We start from the raw sequence: 21,863 nt of genomic DNA on the forward strand, positions 1-21,863 counted from the left end.
CTAAAAGTGCCGAGACTTATAACGAGAACGCCCGCGGGCCGCAAGCCGGGTCGAACGATGTAGAATGCGCGGCCATTGTCATTCCGGAAGCATTAATGGACCGCCCGCGTTTTCGAAAAGCATTTCTATCTCCACGTTTCTGGCCGCTGTGGTGTGGCTTGGGGCTGTTGTGGCTGATCGTCCAGTTGCCGTATCCGGCACTGCTGTGGGTCGGTCGTGTCCTGGGCGCTTTGATGTATCGGGTAGCCGGCGACAGACGGCGCATTGCCAAGCGCAACCTGGAACTGTGTTTTCCTGAAAAGACCGCCGCCGAACGCAAACGCCTGCTCAAGGAAAACTTCGCCTCCACCGGCATCGCTTTCTTTGAGATGGCGATGAGCTGGTGGTGGTCGCGCAAGCGCCTGGCGAACCTGGCTCATATCGAAGGGCTGGAGCATTTGCAGCAGGCCCAGCGCGAAGGCAAGGGCGTGATCCTGATGGCGTTGCACTTCACGACGCTGGAAATCGGCGCGGCGTTGCTCGGTCAGCAGCACACCATCGACGGCATGTACCGCGAGCACAAGAATCCACTGTTCGACTACATCCAGCGCCAGGGCCGCGAGCGGCACAACCTCGACTCGCTGGCGATAGAACGCGAAGACGTGCGCGGCATGCTCAAATTGCTGCGCTCGGGCCGGGCGATCTGGTACGCACCGGATCAGGACTACGGCGCCAAGCAAAGTGTTTTTGTGCCGCTGTTCGGCATTCAGGCCGCGACCGTCACCGCCACCAGCAAGTTTGCGCGGCTGGGCAAGGCGCTGGTGGTGCCGTTCACCCAGGAGCGTCTGGCGGACGGCAGCGGGTATCGCCTGGTGATCCATGCGCCGCTCGAAGGCTTCCCCGGCGAAACCGAAGAAGATGACTGCATTCGCATCAACCAATGGATCGAAGGCGTTCTGCGTGAATATCCCGAGCAATACCTGTGGGCCCACCGCCGCTTCAAGAGCCGACCACCGGGCGAGCCCAAGCTGTACGCCAAACGTCGTTGAGCAATCGATCCCTTTAAGCACCATGGAGTGTTGCGATGAGTCCAGCTGAACCGGTTACAGGGTTGATTCTTTCCGGTGGCGGGGCTCGGGCGGCCTATCAGGTCGGGGTGCTGGCGGCGATTGCCGAATTGCTGCCGCCGGGGGCGAGCAATCCGTTTCCGGTGATCGTCGGCACCTCGGCGGGTGCGATCAACGCCGTCAGCCTCGCCAGCGGGGCAATGGATTTTCGCAACGCCATCGAACGCCTGACGGCCTTCTGGCAGGGTTTTCGCAGCCATCTGGTATTGCGCAGCGACTGGCCCGGGGTCATTCGCCAGGCCAGCCGTTTTGTCAGTCACAGTTTGCTCGGCATCGGTAAGCACATGCCGGTGGCGCTGCTCAACAGTTCTCCGCTGCGGGACTTGCTCAACGACAAGCTGCATATGGGCGGCATCGCCGAAGCGATCGCACAGAAGCAATTGCATGCGGTGGCGGTCACGGCGTTCGGCTATGAGTCCGGCCAGGCAGTCACCTTCTATCAGGGCGGCGGCAAGATCGATGCCTGGTTGCGCCATCGACGCATCGGCGTTCCCACCCGGTTGTCCGTTGAACACCTGCTCGCCAGTTCGGCCATTCCGCTGTTGTTCGCTCCGGTAAAAATCGGTGAAGAGTATTTCGGTGATGGCGCGGTGCGTCAGTCGGCACCGATCAGTCCGGCGCTGCATCTGGGCGCCAGTCGGGTGCTGGTGGTGGGTGTCAGCGGCAACCCCCGCGGAGTCGACCCGCAACAACCCTTGCTGCGCAGCTACACCGGTCAGCAGCCGACCCTGGCGCAGATCGGTGGGCACATGCTCAACAGTACGTTCATTGACAGCCTGGAAAGTGATATCGAGTTGTTGAAGCGCCTGAACCAGTTCAGTCACCTGATGCCCGAGGGGACACCAACCCGCGCTTTGGGCGTGGCGCCGGTGGACGTATTGGTGATTTCACCGAGCCAGCCGATCGACGAAATTGCCGCGCGCCATCGCCAGGAATTGCCGGCGGCGTTGCGCCTGTTTCTGCGCGGGCCGGGTGCGACCAAGACCAGCGGGGCGGGGGTGCTGAGTTATCTGCTGTTCGAGGCGGGGTATTGCAGCGAGTTGATCGAGCTGGGGCGACGGGATGCGTTGGCCAAGCGCGGGGAGTTGTGCCGGTTTCTGGGGTTGGCAGAGCCTGTCATTCCCGTTTGAGATTTGTGGTGCAGCCAATCGCGGGCAAGCCCGCTCCCACAGGTAGTTTCGTCGTAAGTAAAATTTGAATTCGACGACAGTCACTGTGGGAGCGGGCTTGCCCGCGAAGGCGTCTTTACAGACGTCGCCGGATCAGAAGTGAACCTTGACCAGGAAGCTGGTCACGCTCTGATCGGTCTTGAAGCCCTGGCTGTCTTCGATACCGTACTTGTTTTTCCAGTAGTCGTACTCGACACCGACGTACAGCTGCTTGGCACCCAGGTTCAACGCCTTGCCCAGGTCGTATTTGACCTGCGGGTTGAAGTGCAGGTTGGCGTGGTACTCGCCTTTGTCATTGACGTCGTTGTCGACCACCCAGTCCATGAAGCCGTCGATCAGCACATCCGAATCACCCACCGGGATGGTGTAGGACCAGACCGGCGAGACCTGCCAGATGTCGTCGCCCGGGCGGTCGCCTTCGGTGTGACGGTTGTAGAAGTTCAACTGGAAGTAATCGAAGCCCGGGATGGCCAGGTCGAAACCAGGGCCGATCAGGTAGGACTCGGTATCGTCTTCACCGAACTCGTAGGTCATGGCCAGCAGCACGTCCTTGATCGGGCCGAACTCGAACTTCTGGTCGAAGATCTTGTTGAACGACAGGCGCGGACTGAGCTCGCCGTAGTGGGTGTTCTCGCCCGCGAAATGGTCTTCCTTGCCGTTGTAGAAGATCTTGTCGATGAAGAAGAAGTTGTCGCCGTACTTCCAGCCATCGGCGTGTTCGAAGGTCACCGTCTGCTGGATGCGCGGGTTGACCTGGAAGTCCTTGCCATAGAGGTAGGTCAGGCTGTTGTTCTGCCACTGCAGCAAATCGCCGGCCATGGCCTGGCCCCCGGCCAGCATCGATCCCGCCAGCATCAGGCTAGTGCACGTACGTTTCATTCGGTTGCTCCCAAAAAGTAGGTGGTTCCACGTTATTTTTTTAAGGTCGGCGCTCTGGTGTGGCGCCTTTTTCTGTAGCGGTAAAAAATCATCCATTTGGTCAGCTTTAATGCTGGTAGCAAGAGCTGAGCCAAGGCTTTCAAAAAGCAAAAAAACTCCCGTTCGGCGGCTCAAGAGCGGTCGATTGAGAGGGGTTTTGGAGTGCCTTGGTGCCTGCCAGAGCCGGGATAAGTTGGCTTTATGGTCAGGTTTTACATCCGGGCTTTTTTTTAAACCGGATTCGGGCGGCCGCGGAGAATACTGACTCCTCGGCCAGGTCTCAAGTGCTCCGCAACGGCGCACCGACGACAGGTTTGGGGCGCTGTTGCGGGGCAGCATCAGAAATGCACCTTCACCAGCAGGCTGGTGGTGTTTTCATTGGTGTCGAAGTTGGAGCTGTTTTCGATGCCGTACTTGTCTTTCCAGTAGCTGTATTCGACGCCGACGTACACCTGTTTTTCGCGCCAGCCCATGGCCTTGCCCAGGTCGTACTTGATTTGCGGGTTGAAGTGCAGGTTGGCGTGATAAGTGCCATGGGAGTTCTGGTCGTTATCCACGACCCAGTCCATGTAGCCGTCGATCAGCAGGTTCGAGTTGCCCAATGGAAGGGTGTAGGACCAGGCCGGCGTGATCTGCCAGACGTCATCGCCGGGACGCGAGCCTTCGGTCTGGCGATAGTAGAAGTTCAAGGTGAAAAAGTTGAAGCCCGGTACCGCAAGGTCGAAACCGGGACCGATCAGGTAGGCCTCGGTGTCGTCTTCGCCGTTCTCGTAGGTCATGGCCAGCAGCACGTCCTTGATCGGGCCGAACTCGAAACGGCGGTCGAGGATCTTGCCGAAGGACAGGCGCGGGCTGAACTCGCCGTAATAGGCATGAACGCCTTTGTTTCGGTCTTTCTCGCCGTTGTAGTAGGTGCTGTCGATGAACATGAAGTTGTCGCCGTACTTCCAGCGGTCGGCGTGTTCGAAAGTTATCGTCTGCTGGATCGACGGGTTGACCGCGAAATCCTTGCCGTACAGGTAGCTCAGGCTGTTGGTCTGCCACAGCAGTAAATCGCCGGCCATGGCCTGACTCGCGGCCAGCAGGCCAGCACCCAACAGCAGGTTGGTTTGTGTCCGAATCATCTGTTGCTCCCTCTTGTTTTTATTTTTTGAGGCACAAGCAATCATCACCTCTGTAGGAGCGAGCTTGCTCGCGAAGGTCGCTAACGATTACGCGTGTTTTCAGAGTGCACGCGGCGCCTTCAAGTCCATCGCGAGCAAGCTCGCTCCTACAGGGTTCGTGTTTCCGGTATTAATGCGAATGAGCCTGACAGTCGTTGATGGCCGCGCGTTCGGCGCCACCAAGGATGTTGAACAGCAGGTTCAGCGTCAGCGCGCTGAGGGTGGCCATGGCGATGCCGCTGTGGGTGATCGGGCTCATCCACACGGGCAGGTGGGCGAAAAACTCCGGGCGTACAACCGGGATCAGACCCATGCCTATGCTCACCGCCACCAGCAACTGGTTGCGACGGTCACCGATGTCGGCTTCCTGGAGAATCTTGATCCCGGTGGCGGCGACCATGCCGAACATCGCAATCGCCGCACCACCCAGTACTGCCGGAGGAATCGACGCCACCAAAAACGCGGCTTTGGGCAGCAGGCTCAGCACGATCAGCAACCCGCCGGCAACGATGGTCACTGAACGGCAACGTACGCCGGTCATCTGCACCAGGCCGATGTTCTGGGCGAAGGAGGAGTGGGTGAAGGTGTTGAAGAATCCGGCGAAAAACGAAGCGCCGGCATCGCACAACAAGCCGCGACGCAGCATCCGTGGGCAGACTTCCTGGCCGGTGATTTTGCCCAGCGCCAGAAACATCCCGGTGGACTCGACGAAAATGATCACAACCACCAGACACATCGAAAGGATCGGCGCGAGTTCGAATTTCGGCATGCCGAAGTGCAGCGGCGTGACGAATTGCAGCCATGGTGCCTGAGCCATGCCACTGAGGTCGACCATGCCGAGCAGGCCGCAGAGCACGTAGCCCAGGCACATGCCGATCAGCACGGAAATATTGACCCAGAAACCGCGCATGAAGCGATGCACCAGTAAAATGGTGCCCAGTACCAGTGCGGCGATGGTGAGGTAGATCGGTGAACCGAATTGAGTGGCGCTGGCACCGCCGCCGGCCCAGTTCACGGTCACGGGGAACAGCGACAAGCCGATCGAGGTGATGACCGTGCCGGTCACCAGTGGCGGGAAGAAGCGCACGACCTTGGACATGAACGGGGCGATGAGCATGCCGAAGAACCCGGCGGCGATGGTCGCGCCGAAGATCCCTTGCATGCCGATACCAGGCATGCCGGCCATGGCGACCATGCTGCCGACGGCGGCGAAACTGGCGCCCATCATCACCGGCATGCGAATGCCCATGGGGCCGATGCCGAGGGACTGGACGATGGTGGCGATGCCGGCCACCAGCAGGTCGGCGTTGATCAGGAAGGCGATTTCTTCACGACTCAGGCCAGCGGCCTGTCCGATGATCAGCGGCACCGCGATGGCGCCGCCGTACATCAGCAGAACATGTTGCAAACCGACCAGGATCAGTTGCAAGAGTGGCAAACGCTGAATGGCGGGTGCGTCGGGGATGCGCGCTGTGGATAGCTCGGACATGCAACACCTCGGATCTTTTTTATTCTTGTGATTTACAGCTGCAGTGCTGCTGGCAGCTGTATTCGAATCTGGTGGGCCGCGTTGCGGCCAATCGCAGGCAAGCCAGCTCCCACAGGTCCTGTGTAAACCCTGTGGGAGCGAGCCTGCTCGCGAAGCTTTCAACGATTAATTGGTCTGGGCTCCCTGCACAATCCAGGCACCGATCAGGTCACGTTCCTGCTGGGTCATCTGGGTGATGTTGCCCAGTGGCATGATCTGGCTGGTGACGGCTTGCGCCTGAATCCGCGGTGCGTTCTGGCGGATCTGCTCGGGGGTGTCGAGCATCACACCGGCAGGGGCCGCACTGAACAGCGGGCTGGTCGGTTTGGCCGAATGGCAAACCGTGCAACGTTCCTGAATCACGCTGTGCACCTTGTCGAAACCCGGACCGGCATTGGCTGCCTGAGCCGGGGCGGCTGCAGGCGCTTCTGCGGGTTTGGCTTCGGCAGGTTTCAAACCACCGCCCACTGCAGTTTCCGGCAGCGGCTGGTATTCGATTTTCGCTGGAGCGTTGGCCACTTCAGGGGCGCTGGACATCGGCTTCGGACCGGTCACATAAGCCAGGCAAATCATACCCACCGCTGCCACCGGCAGGGTCCAGGCAAACTTGTGGCTGTCGTGACGGGTGTTGAAGTAGTGACGCACCAACACCGCCAGTACCGCGATCCCGGCCAGGATTAACCAGTTGTACTGGCTGCCGTAGGTGCTCGGGAAGTGGTTGCTGATCATGATGAACAGCACTGGCAAGGTGAAGTAGTTGTTGTGACGTGAACGCAGCAGGCCTTTGGCCGGCAATGCCGGATCGGGCGTGCGGTTCTCGGCGATGGCCGCTACCAGTGCGCGCTGTGCCGGCATGATAATGCGGAACACGTTGCCGACCATGATGGTGCCGATGATCGCGCCGACGTGCAGGTACGCACCCCGACCGCTGAACACTTTGCTGAAGCCGTAGGCCGCGGCGATGATCAGGACGAACAGGATTGCGCCAAGCAGGGCAGGGCGTTTGCCCAGGGCCGAGTCGCACAGGAAGGAGTAGACGAACCAGCCGATGAACAGCGAGCCGATACCGATGGCCACGCCTTCAGGACCGCTCAGGGAGCTGCCCGGAGCCAGCAGGTAGAGCGTCGGGTTGGAGTAGAACACCACGCACAGCAGCGCGATACCCGACAACCAGGTGAAGTAGGCTTCCCATTTGAACCAGTGCAGGTTGTCCGGCATGGTCGGTGGAGCCAGCTTGTATTTTTCCAGGTGGTAGATCCCGCCACCGTGGATTGCCCACAAATCGCCAGCCAGGCCGCTCTTCGGGTTGACCCGGTTGAGGTTGTTTTCCAGCCATACGAAATAGAACGACGCACCGATCCAGGCCACGCCAGTAATCATGTGAACCCAGCGCACGCTCAGGTTCAGCCATTCCAACAGATGTGCTTCCACAGTCTTTACCTCTCGCCTGTCACTCTGTTGTCGAGTGATCAGACCTTCTCTTATTGGTGGGGGGCGAGGATCAAACGCTCATCCTCTTTGAAAAAATGCTCATCGCAGTTATTGCCTGTGCCACTGCGATCAACCACCAGGAAGTCATCCCGCTTTTCGATCGTCAGCACCGGATGGTGCCAAACGCCGCGATGGTAATTAATGCCCTGCCTGCCGTTGGTGACGAAGGCGCGGACCAAGCCTGATACAGGTTCATCGCCAAGTGGCGCGACCACGATCAGAAAAGGGTTGCCGAGCAGCGGTATGAAAGCCTGGCTGCCCAGCGGATGGCGCTCCAGCATGCTCACGGTCAGCGGCATGTCCTGCGCGTCGGCGCGGAAGATGCTGATGATCGCGTTGTCCTCTGGCTTGGCGGTTTCTACCGTGGCCAGTTTGTGGAAGCGCATGGTCGAACCGTTGTTGATCATAAAGTGATCGCTGCCGTCGGTTTCGATCACGTCACCGAAAGGGGCGAAGGCTTCTTTGGTCAGCGGTTCAATCGTCAGTGTGCGCATGCTGTTCTTCTTTGTTTAGTGTTTGTGGTTCTTTGTAGGAGCGAGCCTGCTCGCGAAAAACGTCAAGACACCGCATTCATTCAGGTTGGGCGCGTTTTCGTTAACGACCATCGCGAGCAGGCTCGCTCCTACAGGCTCAGCATTACTTCGCGACCTTGCCCAGTACACGAAGGCGGCTCACACCACCATCGGGGAACACGTTCAGGCGGATGTGGGTGATCGGGCCCAGCGCCTTGATCTGCTCGGCGAAGGTGTGTTCGGCGTGCATTTCCAGCTTCTGGCTTGGCAGCAGTTCGCGCCAGAACAGCGACTGGGTTTCGATCTGGCTGTCGGTGCCGCCCTTCACGAACGCGCCCTGGATCGAGCAGGTGTCCGGGTAGTTACCTTTGAAGTGCAGGGTGTCGACGATGACTTTCTCGACTTCACCGGCATGACCCAGCGCGACGATGACCCAGTCATTGCCCGGGGTACGGCGACGCGCGGTTTCCCAGCCATCGCCCATGTTGATGCCACGGCCCGGGTTGAGGATGTTGCTCATGCGCCCGAAGTGTTCGTCGGAGCAGGCGAGGGCGCGGCCACCGTTGAGGGCTGCGGCCAGGTCGACTTGCTCGTTGTCGCCGGTAGCCGACCAGTCACGGAACGGCACGCCGTACACGCGCAGACGGGCCACGCCGCCATCCGGGTAGATGTTGAAGCGCAGGTGGCTGAAGGCCTGGTCGTTGTTGATTTCGTGGTAGTGGTGGCTGTTGCCTTGCAGCTCGACGGCGGACAGCACTTCAACCCACTGGGTGTTTTCGTTCGGCTCGCCTTCGGCCAGGAAGCAGGCTTCCAGGGATGCCGACGGCGGGAAGTTGCCGGTGAAGAATGAAGTGTCGATGTCGACGCCCTTGATCGAACCCGGTACGCCCAGGCGGATCACTGCGCTGTCGAAGCCTTCGAAGCGCTTGCGGCGCGATTCCCAGCCGTCCATCCACTTGCCGTTGTCATCGAACACGCCCTCCTTCCATACGGCCGGGGTCGGTTGGAACAGACGGTTAGCGTCTGCGAACCAGTCATCGGTGACCGAGATGATTTTGGTGCCCAGGCGGGCATCGGCCAGGTTGACGAACTTCTCGAAAGGTACGGCGTAAGCTTTCATTCTTCTTGTCTGCCTTTAAATAAGTGGCTTGGGATGCTTGCGAGGCCCTTGGCGGTTTCGGCGTTCTTGAATTCGCTCAGGCCAGGCTTGCTATAGGGTCAGTAATCGGAACAGGGCGATCTTGTTGATCTCCGCCAGCGCGCACTTGAACTCGGTGTCGACCGGGTTGTGGATGCGCGTTTCGAACGCTGCGAGGATCTGATGCCGGTTGCTGCCTTTTACCGCCATGATGAAGGGAAACTTGAACTTGGCCTTGTAGGCGTCGTTCAGCTCGGTGAAGCGCTGGAACTCTTCGGCCGTGCATTGGTGAATACCCGCGCCAGACTGTTCTTCAGTGCTGGCTGCGGTCAACTGGCCCTGGACGGCCGCACGGCCTGCCAGGTCCGGGTGAGCGTTGATCAAAGCCAACTGGCTTTCGTGATCGGCGCTCAACAGGATGTCGCTCATGCGCTGGTGCAGGGTTTCGATCTCGTCGATCGAGGCGTCCTGGCCCAGGTCGAAGGCCTTCTCGGCCACCCATGGCGAATGTTCGTAGATGTCGGCGAAAGCGGCGACGAAAGCGTCGCGGCTCAGGGCCGAAGGTTTGACGGTTTGAAAGGTGCTCATTTGGCAGCCCCTGTGTACGGGTGGGTTTCTTGCCAGTGACGCGCGATGTCGACGCGACGGCTGAACCACACCTGTTCATGACTTTTAGCGTATTCGATAAAGCGCTTGAGTGACGCCAGACGCGCCGGACGGCCGATCAGGCGGCAGTGCAGGCCGATCGACAACATTTTCGGTGCCTCGGCGCCCTCGGCGTAGAGCACGTCGAACGCGTCTTTCAGGTATTCGAAGAAGTCGTCGCCCTTGTTGAAGCCCTGGACCTGGGTGAAGCGCATGTCGTTGGTGTCCAGGGTGTACGGGATCACCAGGTGCGGCTTGCCGGTCGGGTTGTTCGGTTCCCAGTAGGGCAGGTCGTCGTCGTAGGTGTCGCAGTCGTAGAGGAAACCACCTTCTTCCATCACCAGGCGACGGGTGTTCGGGCCGGTGCGGCCGGTGTACCAGCCCAGCGGGCGCTCGCCGGTGATTTCGGTGAGGATGCGGATCGCTTCGAGCATGTGCTCGCGTTCCTGGGTTTCATCCATGTACTGGTAGTCGATCCAGCGATAGCCGTGGCTGCAGATCTCGTGGCCGGCATCGACCATGGCGCGGATGACGTCCGGGTGACGCTGGGCGGCCATGGCCACGGCGAAGATGGTCAGCGGAATGTCGAATTCCTTGAACAGCTTCAGGATCCGCCACACGCCGGCACGGCTGCCATACTCGTAGAGGGATTCCATGCTCATGTTGCGCGCGCCTTGCAGCGGCTGGGCGGAAACCATTTCCGAGAGAAACGCTTCGGATTCTTTGTCGCCGTGCAGGATGTTGCGCTCGCCGCCTTCTTCGTAATTGAGTACGAACGACAGGGCGATTCGGGCATTGCCCGGCCAGTGTGGGTGCGGAGGGTTACTGCCGTAACCGACCAGGTCGCGTGGGTAGTCAGCGCTCACTGCAGGCTTCCTTCTTATTCGATGATGACGGTTGGTGTGACGCAGCTGAAAATTGGATGGCAGGCTGGCGTCACAGCGATGGGCTGATTGTATACAACTTTATATTCACTTTGTAAGCCTGATTTTTCGCATTTTTCACCGACTGTCATCTTTTACTGCTATTGGCGTGAGCCTGCAAGAAATCTGCCTGACTGGTCAATTATTGATTGAAGGGTTCATAGGCTGTGCGGTTTGGCGGGAAATCGACGGTAAATATGCAGATGGCGGGGGTAATGCGAAAAATGTCGTTTTTATTGTGTACAATTTTTTTGAAAAGTGTCTTAATCAGTCGCTCGCCGCAGCTTTTCGTGCTCCGAATCGGTGCGGTCTCCTTTTCAACTGACTTCGGGAGGCGCGAAGTCTGACTGCTCCACGCAGGCAGGCGCGCAGAATCAATGGGACGTTTGACTACACACGTTTTGGACGCAGCACACGGTTGCCCGGGCAGCTCGATCAAGGTCGAGTTGTACCGCGTTGAAGGATCGCAGCTGGAATTGGTCGCCAGCGCGATAACCAACAGCGATGGCCGTGTCGATGCACCGCTGCTGCAAGGCGATGACTACCGCACCGGGGTCTATCAGGTTCAGTTTCATGCCGGCGATTACTACCGCGCCCGTGGCGTCAAGCTGCCGGAGCCGGCCTTCCTGGATGTGGTGGTGCTGCGTTTCGGCATCTCCGCCGAGCAGGATCACTACCATGTGCCGTTGTTGATTTCGCCTTACAGCTACTCCACCTATCGCGGCAGCTGATCCCCCAGGTAGCTGCTGCACCCTGGAAGCGACTGCGCATATAGCTTCTTTGGTCTTTCGCCCGCTCACACTGCGGGCTTTTTTTCGTCTTCTGTAGGAGCGAGCTTGCTCGCGATGATCTCCAATGCTCCGCGCAGATCCAGAATGTACGCGTCATCGTTAACGTCCATCGCGAGCAAGCTCGCTCCTACAACTGTTATCGGCTCAACAACGATGCAGTCCCCGCACCGCTGAACAACCCCGCACTCACCCGGTTGAACCAGCTCTGCCCCTTGCCACTGCGCAGATATCGCGCCGCACCATGGGCGCCGAGGCCATAAGCCAATTTGCACAGCAGGTCGAGCACGGTCCAGGTGACAATCATCACCAGCAACTGCGGCAGGAACGGTTGTTCGGCACTCAGGAACTGCGGCAGGAAAGCGGCGAAGAACAGGATGTCTTTCGGGTTGCTGGCGCCCAGCATGAACGCACGCCCGAACAGTGCACGAAAGCGAGGCACCGGCGCGGCCTGTGGCACTTCAGCGCCGTGGGAAGGTAGGCGCGATTGCTGCCAGCTCTGCCAGGCGAGATAGAACAGGTAAAGGGCGCCAAGAATCTTCAGGGCACTGAACAACTGTTCCGACGCCAGCAACAACGCACCCAGGCCTAGCGCCGAAGCACTCAGCAGGCAGATCGATGCGGACACGCCGCCGAGGAAGGCCGGGTAAGAGCGGCGCAGACCGTAATTCAGACTGTTGCTGATCATCAGCAAAGACAGCGGCCCCGGGATCAGGATCACTATCAGCGCAGCGCCGCTGAACAGCAGCCAGGTTTCCAGACTCATCACTTTCCTCCATTTGCACAAAAGCCCCACCCGTCGGGGTGAGGCTGTTTTCAAGCGTGTACCGCGTGTGGCTTACAAGAAGATGAACTTGGCGATGAAGATCGCGCAGAGCACCCACAGGCTCACCGAAATTTCCTTGTGCTTGCCGGTACCGGCCTTCATCGCCACGTAGGTGATGAAGCCCAGCGCGATGCCGTCGGCGACCGAGAAGGTCAGCGGCATCATGATTGCTGTAACGATCGCTGGAATGCTGTCGGTCGCTTCGTCCCATTCGATGTGGGCCATGCCGCCCATCATCAGCATCGCTACATAAATCAGCGCACCCGCGGTTGCATAGGCAGGAATCATCCCGGCCAGCGGAGCGAAGAACATGGCTGCAATAAATAGCACACCTACGGTCACCGCGGTAAGACCAGTCCGACCACCCGCTGCAACACCGGCAGCACTTTCGACGTAGCTGGTGACCGGCGGAACGCCAACTACCGCACCGAATACGCTGGAAGCACTGTCGGCTTTCATGGCGCGGGAGAGGTTTTCGATCTTGCCATCAGCGCCCACCAGGTTGGCACGTTGGGCAACGCCCATCAGGGTGCCGGCGGTGTCGAACATGTGCACGAAGAGGAAGGCCAGGACCACGCTGACCATGCTGATGTTGAATACACCCACAACGTTCATGGCCATCCAGGTCGGAGCCAGGCTCGGCGGGGCGGACATGATGCCCCCGTAGTTCACCAGCCCAAGGCCCCAACCAGCCAGGGTCACGGTGATGATGCTGATGAGGATCGCGCCGAACACCTTGTGATAGCTGAGGATGGCGATCATCAGGAAGCACACGGCGGCGAGCAGCGGGCCGGGTTCGCGCAGGGAGCCGAGCTTGATCAGCGTGGCCGGGCTATCGACGACGATACCCGCGGTTTTCAGGCCGATCAGCCCCAGGAACAGACCCACGCCGGCGCCCATGGCGAAGCGCAGGCTGACCGGAATGCTGTTGAGCAGCCATTCGCGGATCCGCGAGAAGGTCAGGATCATGAACAACACACCGGACACAAACACCGCGCCGAGGGCGGTTTCCCAGTTGTAGCCCATGGTGCCGACCACGGTGTAGGTGAAGAAGGCGTTCAGCCCCATGCCCGGTGCCAGGCCGACTGGCCAGTTGGCGTACAGGCCCATCAACAGGCAACCGAGTGCCGCAGCGATACAGGTGGCGACGAACGCCGCACCGTGATCGATCCCGGCGTCGGCCATGATGTTGGGGTTGACGAAAATGATGTAAGCCATGGTGATGAAGGTTGTCAGGCCGGCAATCAGCTCGGTCTTCACCGTGGTGCCGTGCAAGCTGAGTTTGAACAGACGTTCCAGCAAGCCATTGCGTAATGGCGGCGAGATTTCCAGCGTCGATGCTTCGGATTTGCGGCTTTCCACAGCGAGTACTCCTCAAGAGTTTTATTGTTATTTCCAGGGCCGGATCCGAGAGGGGTGGCAGCGGCCCTTTGAGGTACTTGCGAATTTGTTGACCGCTTGGTCAGGAACTCGCACGAAGTGGATTATGCTTTTGTAAACAAAGAATGCAAATAATGTTTTTGGTTTTGTTTACGATTTTTTTGGCGATAGGAATATATCGCCTGATTTGACGCCTTCGCGGGCTTGCCCGCGAAGAGGCCGGATCAGCCAGCATCAAAATCAGCAGACGGAATGATTCAGTCGGTATGCGCCTGGCTTTTCCCCAACGCCAGATTCACCGCCAGCCACCCATTCACCGCCGTCTCCCCGGCTTCGGCAAACACCCGCTTCAGCAATTTCACCTGCTCGCGACGCAATGCTTGCTCAAAACGAACGCCTTCGGCGGTCAACTCCAGCAGGCGCTTGCGCTTGTCGGCTTCGGACGCGACGCTGTCGACCAGATGCATCTCCAGCAGTTGCCGCAACGGCATGTTCAACGCCTGCTTGCTCACGCCGAGCAACGCCAGCAGTTCCTTGACACTCAGGTTCATAGCGGGCGATGAAAAACACAATGCGCTGATGCACCCGGCTCAGCCCGGACCTGTTTCCCCATCTGTTGAAACTCAAGCAGTCAGCGGATTTGCACACCAACCGGGTCGGCCAGTGGCAGGCACTGCAATGGATCGGCAGCGAGAAATATCAGCAACACCGCAGTGAGTTGCGCGATTTTTATCGGGGGCGTCGGGATGCGTTTCAGGCTGCGCTGGAAACTCACTTCTCCGATCTGGCGGACTGGAACGTGCCGCAGGGCGGGCTGTTTTTCTGGTTGAAACTCAAGCAGCCGCAAGACACCCGCACCTTGCTCGATGCCGCGCTGGCCAACGATGTGGCGTTCATGCCGGGGGAACCGTTCTTCCCCGAGCCGGATAATCATCCGGGGTATTTGCGGTTGAACTTCAGCCACATTGATCCGGCGCGGCTGGATGAAGGGCTCGAGCGGTTGGCGGCGGTGGTGCGTTCGGGACTTGCGTTGTCTGGGCTGGCCTCATCGTCGGAACGCCGCCCGGAGCAAGCTCGCTCCCACAGGTTTTGTGAGCGCCACAAATCCACTGTGGGAGCGAGCCTGCTCGCGATGGCGTCAGTCAAAACACCACAGACAAATCAGGCCGCCGCGAAACGCTTGTCCAGATAATCAATGATCACCTTGGACTCATACATCCAGGTGGTCTGGCCATTCTCTTCAATGCGCAGGCACGGCACCTTGATCTTGCCGCCTTGCTCGAGCAAGGTCTGGCGATCCAGTTCGTTGTTCTTCGCATCGCGAAGGGCCACCGGCACATTCAGGCGGCGCAGGGTGCGGCGGGTCTTCACGCAGAACGGGCAGGCGTGGAATTGATACAAGGTCAGACCCTTGGCGGCGGATTCGACCTGAGCCTGAGCAGCGGCGGGGCGCTTCTTCTTGCTTGGGCGAGTAATGAAGTCGATGAAGATGATCAGTTGGCCAAGGCCGACACGAAGCGCTTTTACGAACACGTTGAAAGCCTCACGGTGCAATTGATGAAGGGCGCGCAGCTTACCTGATTTTTTGCAGGCGAAAAAAAACCGGCGATGAATGCCGGTTTTCTTCGTGCCGCGAATTACTTGATGAGGCTGAGGAACTCGCTGCGGGTGGCGGCGTTCTCGCGGAACTCACCGAGCATCACCGAGGTGATCATCGTCGAATTCTGCTTTTCCACGCCGCGCATCATCATGCACATGTGCTTGGCCTCGATCACCACTGCAACGCCCAGGGCGCCGGTGACCTGCTGGACCGCATCGGCGATCTGGCGGCTGAGGTTTTCCTGGATCTGCAGGCGGCGGGCGTACATGTCGACGATCCGCGCCACCTTCGACAGGCCCAGGACCTTGCCGCTCGGGATGTAGGCGACGTGAGCCTTGCCGATGAACGGCAGCAGGTGGTGTTCGCACAACGAGTACAACTCGATGTCCTTGACCAGCACCATTTCGCTGTTGTCGGAGCTGAACAGGGCACCGTTGGTGACCTCTTCCAGTGTCTGTTCATAGCCGCGGCAGAGGTACTGCATGGCTTTGGCGGCACGTTTTGGCGTGTCGAGCAGGCCTTCGCGGGAAACGTCCTCGCCGAGCTGGCCGAGGATCGCCGTGTAATTCTGTTCCAGGGACATGAAACTACCTGTGGGATTTTACGCAAAGGGCAAGGGTACGGTGACGGACACGACGCTGCAAGCGTGACGCGTCAGCTTTACTCGTCGCGACCTTCCATCATGGTGCGTTTGAGCATCACATATACCGCGCCGGCACCACCATGTTTCGCCTGGCACGAAGTGAAGCCGAGTACCTGTGGATGCTGGCGCAGCCAGGTGTTGACGTGGCTTTTGATCATCGGCCGCTTGCCGTCCAGGCGAACAGCCTTGCCATGGGTAACGCGCACGCAGCGGATTTCGAATCTGGTGGCTTCGGCCAGGAACGCCCAGAGGGTTTCCCGGGCTTTTTCCACGCTCATGCCGTGAAGGTCGAGGCTGCCTTCAAACGGAATCTGCCCGACCTTGAGCTTGCGCATCTGGCTTTCCTGCACGCCATCGCGGGCCCACATCAGCTCGTCTTCAGGGCCGACGTCGATGACGAACTGATCGGACAGCCCGTCAACGGTGGTGGATTCGGTGCGCACGGTGGCCGCTTGACGCAGCTTGGCAATCTGCGCGCGGTCAGCCTTGGGTTTGCCGGTTTCGGCGCGATCGTGCTTGATCGGCTTGACGCCTTGGATCGCGCTTTTGAACAGGGAAAAATCGTCGTCTTGCATGTCAGCCTCCGCGAAGGGCGGCCAGTTTACCCAACTCGAAGCGAATCGGGCGCGACAAAAACGCGCGCGACGCCAGGCTCAGTCGTGTTTTTTCATCAGGTGCGGGGACATGGCCAGTTCCCGGGACTGGCGCGAGCGGCGACGGCAACGGCGCCAAAGCCAGACACCGAGGTACAGCACGAACAGGCCGATGGCCAGGATCACGGCAGCACCGGTGCGGCTGGTGTTCAATTCACCCAGGGCGGGTGCGTGGCCGAGCAGGCTGGCGGCACCGGCCATGGCCAGCAACACGCCGCACATCGCCAGCAACGCCGCGAACGTCGCGCCGATTCGAAAACGCCAGTTGCTTTGGCCTTTGGGCCGCAAGCGGCGAGCGTCAAAACCATCGGATAACTTCATTCCGACCTTCCTCAATGGGTATCGGCCCTTCGACCGGGAGTTGACCGGGATGTTCCTGAGGCTAAGACAATTACGGCAAATGCGAGGCTTTTGCGGATGAGCGGCGTTCCAGGCCGCTCATTGAGCGTCGATCAGATCAGTTCACGGGTCAGCGCGAGGGTGGCGAAGTTGTCGCCCATGATCGCCATTTCCGTCTGATGAACGTGTGCTGCACTGAGCACGCCGCCCTTGTAAGGCAGGTCGCGGGTGGCGCAGGCGTCCTCGACCAAGGTGCAACGGAAGCCCAGGTTCTTGGCGGCACGCACCGTGGTGCTGACGCTGGAGTGGCTCATGAAACCACAGACGATCAGGTCAAGGGCGCCAAGGTCTTCCAGGCGTTTTGCCAGTTCGGTGCCGTGAAAAGCGCTTGGCAACAATTTGCCGATGACGGTTTCATCGCTCTGTGGCTCCAGGCCCGGAATGAACTCACCACCTACGCCCTGGGGGTTGAACAACCCGCCAAGCGTACCGAGGTGGCGGACATGCACGATCGGCCGGCCGGCGGCGCGGGCAGCGGCGAGCAATTGCTTGATGTTCGCGACAGCTTCATCCATGCCGCTCAGGGCCAGGGGACCGCTGAGGTATTCTTTCTGGGCATCGATGATGACCAGCGTGGCATGGCTCAGATTGGCCGCTGCATAACCGCGGCCGCTGAGTTGAAACATCGTTTTTGGAACAGACATTCTGGGGCTCCTTGGAGTGGGGCTTTTGCGACATTGTCCTCTGGCTGAGCGGTTCTGTGAATCGCTACGATCGTAGGTGCCGTCGTTGCTGGCCTGTAGCCTTGTCAATAGTCGCGTTTTGTTCAATAGCCAAGCGAAAAAATGGATAACTCCTACATTTGAATCGGTAGTTTCCCGCGTCGTCGTGACGTCGTTTGACTGGTAGAATCGCCCGTCGATTTTTCTGGAGTTTGCCGTCGTGATCACTTCCCGCCTTCGCACCCTGCGTGACCATATCCGTTGGGCTGTCAGCCGCTTCCATGGGGAGGATCTGTTTTTCGGCCATGGCACTGACAACGCCTGGGACGAAGCCCGGCAGTTGGTGTTGGGCGCACTGCACCTGCCGTGGGAAATCGCCGACAGCTACCTGGACTGCAATCTGGAAGAAGAGGAAGTGGTTCACCTGCAGCTTTTGCTCAAGCGCCGTATCGAAGATCGGGTGCCTACCGCTTATCTGCTGGGCGAGGCCTGGTTCTGTGGCATGTCGTTCATCGTTGATGAGCGTGTGCTGATCCCGCGCTCACCTATCGGCGAGTTGATCGAAAACCGCTTTACCCCGTGGCTGGCTACAGAGCCTGCGCGGATTCTCGATCTGTGCACCGGTTCCGGTTGCATCGGCATCGCCTGCGCCTACGAATTCCAGCATGCCGAGGTGGTGTTGGCGGACCTTTCGTTCGAAGCACTGGAAGTGGCCAATCAGAACATTGAGCGCCATGGTGTCGATGAGCGCGTGTACACGGTGCAGGGTGACGGTTTCGAGGGTTTGCCGGGGCAACGTTTCGACCTGATCGTGTCGAACCCGCCCTACGTCGATGCGGAAGATTTCGCCGATATGCCGGACGAGTACCAGCACGAACCGGAACTGGGTCTGGCCTGCGGTGACGACGGTTTGAACCTGGTGCGGCGCATGCTTGCCGAAGCGGCGGATCATCTGACCGAGAAGGGCTTGCTGATTGTCGAAGTGGGCAACAGCCAGGTGCACGTCGAGGCGTTGTACCCGGAAGTCGACTTCGCCTGGCTGGAGTTCGAGCGTGGCGGCCATGGTGTGTTCATGCTCAGCGCGCAGCAATGCCGTGAGCATCAGGCGTTGTTTGCTTCTCGCGTCTGACCTTTGTAGGAGCGAGCCTGCTCGCGATGGACGTTAACGATGACGCGTGTTTTCTGGAAAAAAGCGTCGACCTCAAGTCCATCGCGAGCAAGCTCGCTCCTACAAGTAATGGCCGCACCGCCGATCAGCGGTGCGTGGCAATCCAGATCAACAACCCCGCCTGAAACACCGCAAACGCCACCAGGCAGGTGATGGTGAATCGCAGACCGGCGTCTTCGCGTTTGTACTTGCTGACTTTCTCTTCGTGTTTCTTGAGTTTGACTTCCTGCTCGGCCAGGTTCTGTTCGGCTTGCTGGAGCATCTGCGCCGCTTCGAGAATTTCCACGACCTGCAGTTTTTCGCTGTTCCAGTCGCCAGAAAGGTCGCCGACCTTGACCGGCTTGACGCTGCCTTTCAAATGCTGGGCATCGGCATACACCACGTCGAAACCGTGCACACGCAAAAAATGATCGCGGCGCAGGCGGGTATCTTCGTTCAACGCGTCCTTGTTGTTCAGGTCAAAGCCGTCGACGGTGTAGGTCGGCCAGCGCTTCTTCGCCCAGTTGATGCCCTGGGCCGCCATGTAGCGGCCAATGCCACGGTTCAGCGGTTCAATCTGCAATCCGCTTTCCGGTCCGAAATGCACGCGTTTTTCGGCGTGATCGACCCACACGTCCAGATGATTCTGTTCCTTGCGTACGCGCTGGCCGGGGAGGGTGATGCTCATGCGCATCAGGCTGCGTTCCTTGTCGTTGCGTTCGGCATAGCCTAATTCGACAAAGCGCAATGGGCGCCCGCCTGTGTTGCGGTCAGTCTGCAACGGCGCCAGACGGAGCATCTTTTGGTGCTCGACGTGGACGTCCGCCCAGGGCAGCTCGACCGCTGGCGGTGCGTCTTGTTCAGCGCTGGTGTCGGGTGAAGTCTGGGTGTCAGTCATAACGGCGAGATCCTGTCCAAGCTCAGCTTGTCGCCAACCAATGTGTTGGCGACAAAGGCTTATCGGCCGTTTTTCCCAGGACTGGAGGGGTTAACTGGTGCGAAGTCCGTCAATAAATCCGAGGATTCGCGTGCCCAGTTCCGCCGCCAGGGGCAATTGCGGATCTCTATAGGAAGCCAGTTGGCGTTTGACGTCGTTGGGCACGATGCGCATGACGTGGTTCATGCCCTCGATCAGCGCCAGTTCGGCGTCCGGTTTGGCCGCCTTGAGCAGCCTTGCGTCATTGACGCCGACCTGGATGTCGTTGCTGCCCTGGATGATCAGCGCCGGCATCTTCAGCCTGGCAAACGCTGCGGCCGGGTCCTGGCGGAACAGGGAAATCAGGTAAGGCTGCACGCTCGGGCGGAAAATCACCTGCAAGGGTGGCGGCACATTGTCGTCGGTTTTCCCGGCCTTGAGGCTGTCGAGCAATTCATTGCTGCGCAGCATCAGCGGTGGCGGCAGGCGATTGCCCAGTTGCTCGCGAATGACCTGATCCACCGGCCTTGCGCTACCCGAGACAGAAATCACCGCGTCGGCATCGATATCCGGCGCAGCGAGGCTGGCGATCAGGGCGCCTTCGCTGTGACCCAGCACGATCAGTTGGCCGAAACGCGGATCGGTCTTGAGCTTGCGGCCCCAGGCTTGGGCGTCGGCCACGTAGGCGTCCACCGTCAGATTGCGTTCATCCGGGGTTGCCGCCAGGCTCGCGGCCACGCCACGCTTGTCGTAACGCACGCTGGCGATGTTGTGTTTGGCCAGCACCCAGGCCAGGCGCTTGAGGCTGTCATTGCGCCCGCCGTCGGTATTGTTTCCGTCACGATCCGTAGGGCCTGAGCCGGAAATGATCAGCACAACCGGCACTCGATTGTCGGATTTTGGCAGCAACAGCGAGCCGAAAAGCTCGCCGGTGCCCGTATCCAATGTGATCGGTCGTTGCAGGACAGTTGCCTGGGCGAAGCCGGAAATCAGGGTAAGGCTCAAGGCTAGAACTCGCAGCATCATCGCGCCATCATCAAGAAGATGCCGGTTGGACTCACCGGCACCCATAAGGTTCGAGGATGAACTACTTGGGTAGCCTGCGTATACTGGCGCGCATTACGTATTCAGGTTCATTTCACGGAGCGTCCTGCATGTCCGGCAATACCTACGGCAAGCTGTTCACTGTCACCACCGCGGGCGAAAGCCATGGCCCGGCGTTGGTCGCCATTGTCGATGGCTGCCCGCCGGGGCTGGAGATATCCCTTGAGGATCTGCAGCGTGACCTGGACCGCCGCAAGCCCGGCACCAGCCGCCACACCACCCAGCGCCAGGAAGCCGACGAAGTCGAAATCCTCTCCGGCGTGTTCGAAGGTCGCACCACTGGCTGCCCGATCGGCCTGCTGATCCGCAACACCGACCAGAAGTCCAAAGACTACTCGGCGATCAAGGATCTGTTCCGCCCGGCCCACGCTGACTACACCTACCACCACAAGTACGGCGAGCGCGACTACCGCGGCGGCGGTCGCAGCTCGGCGCGGGAAACCGCAATGCGCGTGGCGGCAGGGGCGATTGCGAAAAAATACCTGGCCAGCCAGGGCATCGTCATTCGCGGCTACATGAGCCAGCTCGGCCCGATCGAAATCCCGTTCAAGACCTGGGATTCGGTGGAACAGAACGCCTTCTTCAGCCCGGACCCGGACAAGGTGCCGGAACTGGAAGCCTACATGGACCAGTTGCGCCGCGACCAGGATTCGGTCGGCGCGAAAATCACCGTGGTCGCCGAAGGTGTGATGCCGGGCCTGGGAGAGCCGATCTTCGACCGCCTCGACGCCGAACTGGCCCATGCGCTGATGAGCATCAACGCGGTCAAGGGCGTGGAAATCGGTGCCGGTTTCGCCAGCGTCGCCCAGCGTGGCACCGAGCATCGCGATGAAATGACCCCGGAAGGTTTCCTCAGCAACAACGCGGGCGGCATTCTCGGCGGTATTTCCTCCGGTCAGCCCATCGTTGCGCACCTGGCGCTGAAGCCGACATCGAGCATCACCACGCCGGGCCGTTCCATCGACATCCATGGCAACCCGGTGGAAGTGATCACCAAGGGCCGTCACGACCCGTGCGTCGGCATCCGTGCCACGCCGATTGCCGAGGCGATGATGGCCATCGTGCTGATGGATCACTTGCTGCGCCACCGTGGGCAGAACGCCGATGTGCGTGTGACCACGCCGGTGCTGGGTCAGCTGTAAATGGTTGACT

General features: G+C 59.7%; 22 protein-coding genes and 2 pseudogenes. 6 read left to right on the forward strand and 18 right to left on the reverse strand.

From position 1 onward, the window contains the following. The first annotated feature begins 95 nt into the window (after positions 1-95). Together AC3IX1_RS08780 and AC3IX1_RS08785 are read left to right on the forward strand one after the other, a co-directional pair. The gene (locus AC3IX1_RS08780) at positions 96-1,028 is read left to right on the forward strand and encodes a lipid A biosynthesis lauroyl acyltransferase (RefSeq protein WP_489387866.1); all 933 of its coding nucleotides are present in this window, start codon (positions 96-98) and stop codon (positions 1,026-1,028) included. A gap of 35 nt (positions 1,029-1,063) precedes the next feature. Further along, entirely contained in the window at positions 1,064-2,236 is a 1,173-nt protein-coding gene (locus AC3IX1_RS08785) for a patatin-like phospholipase family protein (protein ID WP_489387867.1), read from the forward strand. Between the two features lie 132 nt (positions 2,237-2,368). On the opposite strand, the gene AC3IX1_RS08790 is transcribed toward AC3IX1_RS08785, so the two are convergent. The 8 genes from AC3IX1_RS08790 to puuE all read right to left on the reverse strand — a co-directional run bounded on the left by AC3IX1_RS08790 (position 2,369) and on the right by puuE (position 10,536). Then, entirely contained in the window at positions 2,369-3,154 is a 786-nt protein-coding gene (locus AC3IX1_RS08790) for an outer membrane protein OmpK (protein WP_489387868.1), read from the reverse strand. A 377-nt stretch (positions 3,155-3,531) separates the two neighbouring features. Beyond that, on the reverse strand, positions 3,532-4,317 hold the full coding sequence (locus AC3IX1_RS08795) for an outer membrane protein OmpK (RefSeq protein WP_489387869.1): 786 nt from the start codon (positions 4,315-4,317) through the stop codon (positions 3,532-3,534). Between the two features lie 169 nt (positions 4,318-4,486). Next, positions 4,487-5,845: a nucleobase:cation symporter-2 family protein gene (locus tag AC3IX1_RS08800; RefSeq protein ID WP_489387870.1), complete on the reverse strand. Its 1,359-nt coding sequence runs from the start codon at positions 5,843-5,845 to the stop codon at positions 4,487-4,489. 165 nt (positions 5,846-6,010) lie between these two features. After that, positions 6,011-7,315, reverse strand: a complete 1,305-nt coding sequence (locus AC3IX1_RS08805; RefSeq protein ID WP_489387871.1) for a urate hydroxylase PuuD — start codon at positions 7,313-7,315, stop codon at positions 6,011-6,013. Between the two features lie 50 nt (positions 7,316-7,365). Continuing rightward, positions 7,366-7,869: an ureidoglycolate lyase gene (locus AC3IX1_RS08810; protein WP_008146154.1), complete on the reverse strand. Its 504-nt coding sequence runs from the start codon at positions 7,867-7,869 to the stop codon at positions 7,366-7,368. Positions 7,870-8,011: 142 nt separating this feature from the next. Beyond that, positions 8,012-9,007, reverse strand: coding sequence for an allantoicase (alc, locus tag AC3IX1_RS08815; protein ID WP_223535490.1), 996 nt, complete (start codon positions 9,005-9,007; stop codon positions 8,012-8,014). A 90-nt stretch (positions 9,008-9,097) separates the two neighbouring features. Beyond that, complete coding sequence (gene uraD / locus AC3IX1_RS08820) at positions 9,098-9,613, reverse strand: 2-oxo-4-hydroxy-4-carboxy-5-ureidoimidazoline decarboxylase (RefSeq protein WP_489387872.1); 516 nt, start codon at positions 9,611-9,613, stop codon at positions 9,098-9,100. Then, a complete protein-coding gene (gene puuE, locus AC3IX1_RS08825; protein ID WP_056721809.1) occupies positions 9,610-10,536 on the reverse strand; it encodes an allantoinase PuuE in 927 nt (308 codons plus the stop codon). Before puuE ends, uraD begins: the two co-directional genes overlap by 4 nt. Before the next feature lie 434 nt (positions 10,537-10,970). Here puuE and uraH point away from each other — a divergent pair, with 434 nt between their 5' ends. After that, positions 10,971-11,324, forward strand: coding sequence for a hydroxyisourate hydrolase (uraH, locus tag AC3IX1_RS08830; RefSeq protein WP_007988144.1), 354 nt, complete (start codon positions 10,971-10,973; stop codon positions 11,322-11,324). A 196-nt stretch (positions 11,325-11,520) separates the two neighbouring features. Here uraH and AC3IX1_RS08835 read toward each other — a convergent pair whose 3' ends face one another. The 3 genes and pseudogenes from AC3IX1_RS08835 to AC3IX1_RS08845 form a co-directional block, all read right to left on the reverse strand. Beyond that, on the reverse strand, positions 11,521-12,147 hold the full coding sequence (locus tag AC3IX1_RS08835; protein ID WP_489387873.1) for a LysE family translocator: 627 nt from the start codon (positions 12,145-12,147) through the stop codon (positions 11,521-11,523). A 72-nt stretch (positions 12,148-12,219) separates the two neighbouring features. Then, positions 12,220-13,569: an NCS2 family permease gene (locus AC3IX1_RS08840; RefSeq protein ID WP_489387874.1), complete on the reverse strand. Its 1,350-nt coding sequence runs from the start codon at positions 13,567-13,569 to the stop codon at positions 12,220-12,222. A gap of 275 nt (positions 13,570-13,844) precedes the next feature. Beyond that, positions 13,845-14,190, reverse strand: a pseudogene (locus tag AC3IX1_RS08845) (MarR family transcriptional regulator); the annotation flags it as partial. On the opposite strand from AC3IX1_RS08845, the pseudogene AC3IX1_RS08850 reads away from it, so the two are divergent. Beyond that, positions 14,180-14,617, forward strand: a pseudogene (locus AC3IX1_RS08850) (aminotransferase class I/II-fold pyridoxal phosphate-dependent enzyme); the annotation flags it as partial. The pseudogenes AC3IX1_RS08845 and AC3IX1_RS08850 sit on opposite strands and share 11 nt — an antisense overlap. A 131-nt stretch (positions 14,618-14,748) precedes the next feature. On the opposite strand, the gene AC3IX1_RS08855 reads toward AC3IX1_RS08850, so the two are convergent. The 5 genes from AC3IX1_RS08855 to AC3IX1_RS08875 form a co-directional block, all read right to left on the reverse strand. After that, positions 14,749-15,120, reverse strand: a complete 372-nt coding sequence (locus AC3IX1_RS08855; RefSeq protein ID WP_489387875.1) for a glutathione S-transferase N-terminal domain-containing protein — start codon at positions 15,118-15,120, stop codon at positions 14,749-14,751. Positions 15,121-15,224: 104 nt separating this feature from the next. Further along, the gene (folE, locus tag AC3IX1_RS08860; protein WP_007988130.1) at positions 15,225-15,770 is read right to left on the reverse strand and encodes a GTP cyclohydrolase I FolE; all 546 of its coding nucleotides are present in this window, start codon (positions 15,768-15,770) and stop codon (positions 15,225-15,227) included. A 77-nt stretch (positions 15,771-15,847) separates the two neighbouring features. Continuing rightward, positions 15,848-16,405: a Smr/MutS family protein gene (locus tag AC3IX1_RS08865; RefSeq protein ID WP_056721819.1), complete on the reverse strand. Its 558-nt coding sequence runs from the start codon at positions 16,403-16,405 to the stop codon at positions 15,848-15,850. A 78-nt stretch (positions 16,406-16,483) separates the two neighbouring features. Next, positions 16,484-16,804, reverse strand: coding sequence for a hypothetical protein (locus AC3IX1_RS08870; protein WP_008048404.1), 321 nt, complete (start codon positions 16,802-16,804; stop codon positions 16,484-16,486). A 131-nt stretch (positions 16,805-16,935) separates the two neighbouring features. Beyond that, positions 16,936-17,526 carry a cysteine hydrolase family protein gene (locus AC3IX1_RS08875; RefSeq protein WP_046042958.1) on the reverse strand — a complete coding sequence of 197 codons (591 nt, stop codon included), beginning with the start codon at positions 17,524-17,526 and terminating at the stop codon, positions 16,936-16,938. 238 nt (positions 17,527-17,764) lie between these two features. On the opposite strand from AC3IX1_RS08875, the gene prmB reads away from it, so the two are divergent. After that, positions 17,765-18,673 carry a 50S ribosomal protein L3 N(5)-glutamine methyltransferase gene (gene prmB / locus AC3IX1_RS08880; protein ID WP_414929349.1) on the forward strand — a complete coding sequence of 303 codons (909 nt, stop codon included), beginning with the start codon at positions 17,765-17,767 and terminating at the stop codon, positions 18,671-18,673. A gap of 124 nt (positions 18,674-18,797) precedes the next feature. Here the strand turns inward: prmB and AC3IX1_RS08885 are convergent, their stop codons facing one another. Continuing rightward, positions 18,798-19,589 carry a hypothetical protein gene (locus AC3IX1_RS08885; protein ID WP_489387876.1) on the reverse strand — a complete coding sequence of 264 codons (792 nt, stop codon included), beginning with the start codon at positions 19,587-19,589 and terminating at the stop codon, positions 18,798-18,800. 90 nt (positions 19,590-19,679) lie between these two features. Continuing rightward, on the reverse strand, positions 19,680-20,678 hold the full coding sequence (locus tag AC3IX1_RS08890; protein ID WP_489387877.1) for an alpha/beta hydrolase: 999 nt from the start codon (positions 20,676-20,678) through the stop codon (positions 19,680-19,682). An 83-nt stretch (positions 20,679-20,761) separates the two neighbouring features. On the opposite strand from AC3IX1_RS08890, the gene aroC reads away from it, so the two are divergent. After that, positions 20,762-21,853 (forward strand): chorismate synthase, encoded by a 1,092-nt coding sequence (gene aroC / locus AC3IX1_RS08895; RefSeq protein ID WP_489387878.1) that lies wholly within the window; start codon positions 20,762-20,764, stop codon positions 21,851-21,853. Positions 21,854-21,863: the final 10 nt, after the last annotated feature.

It is taken from the genome of Pseudomonas sp. KH_046_2 (assembly GCF_057838985.1).

Bases quoted from the DNA above. Each gene is read 5' to 3' on its own strand.
- AC3IX1_RS08780 (WP_489387866.1), top strand. From the start codon at position 96: ATGGACCGCCCGCGTTTTCGAAAAGCATTTCTATCTCCACGTTTCTGG.
- AC3IX1_RS08785 (WP_489387867.1), top strand. From the start codon at position 1,064: ATGAGTCCAGCTGAACCGGTTACAGGGTTGATTCTTTCCGGTGGCGGG.
- AC3IX1_RS08790 (WP_489387868.1), bottom strand. From the start codon at position 3,154: ATGAAACGTACGTGCACTAGCCTGATGCTGGCGGGATCGATGCTGGCC.
- AC3IX1_RS08795 (WP_489387869.1), bottom strand. From the start codon at position 4,317: ATGATTCGGACACAAACCAACCTGCTGTTGGGTGCTGGCCTGCTGGCC.
- AC3IX1_RS08800 (WP_489387870.1), bottom strand. From the start codon at position 5,845: ATGTCCGAGCTATCCACAGCGCGCATCCCCGACGCACCCGCCATTCAG.
- AC3IX1_RS08810 (WP_008146154.1), bottom strand. From the start codon at position 7,869: ATGCGCACACTGACGATTGAACCGCTGACCAAAGAAGCCTTCGCCCCT.
- alc (WP_223535490.1), bottom strand. From the start codon at position 9,007: ATGAAAGCTTACGCCGTACCTTTCGAGAAGTTCGTCAACCTGGCCGAT.
- uraD (WP_489387872.1), bottom strand. From the start codon at position 9,613: ATGAGCACCTTTCAAACCGTCAAACCTTCGGCCCTGAGCCGCGACGCT.
- uraH (WP_007988144.1), top strand. From the start codon at position 10,971: ATGGGACGTTTGACTACACACGTTTTGGACGCAGCACACGGTTGCCCG.
- AC3IX1_RS08835 (WP_489387873.1), bottom strand. From the start codon at position 12,147: ATGAGTCTGGAAACCTGGCTGCTGTTCAGCGGCGCTGCGCTGATAGTG.
- folE (WP_007988130.1), bottom strand. From the start codon at position 15,770: ATGTCCCTGGAACAGAATTACACGGCGATCCTCGGCCAGCTCGGCGAG.
- AC3IX1_RS08865 (WP_056721819.1), bottom strand. From the start codon at position 16,405: ATGCAAGACGACGATTTTTCCCTGTTCAAAAGCGCGATCCAAGGCGTC.
- AC3IX1_RS08870 (WP_008048404.1), bottom strand. From the start codon at position 16,804: ATGAAGTTATCCGATGGTTTTGACGCTCGCCGCTTGCGGCCCAAAGGC.
- AC3IX1_RS08875 (WP_046042958.1), bottom strand. From the start codon at position 17,526: ATGTCTGTTCCAAAAACGATGTTTCAACTCAGCGGCCGCGGTTATGCA.
- AC3IX1_RS08885 (WP_489387876.1), bottom strand. From the start codon at position 19,589: ATGACTGACACCCAGACTTCACCCGACACCAGCGCTGAACAAGACGCA.
- AC3IX1_RS08890 (WP_489387877.1), bottom strand. From the start codon at position 20,678: ATGGGTGCCGGTGAGTCCAACCGGCATCTTCTTGATGATGGCGCGATG.
- aroC (WP_489387878.1), top strand. From the start codon at position 20,762: ATGTCCGGCAATACCTACGGCAAGCTGTTCACTGTCACCACCGCGGGC.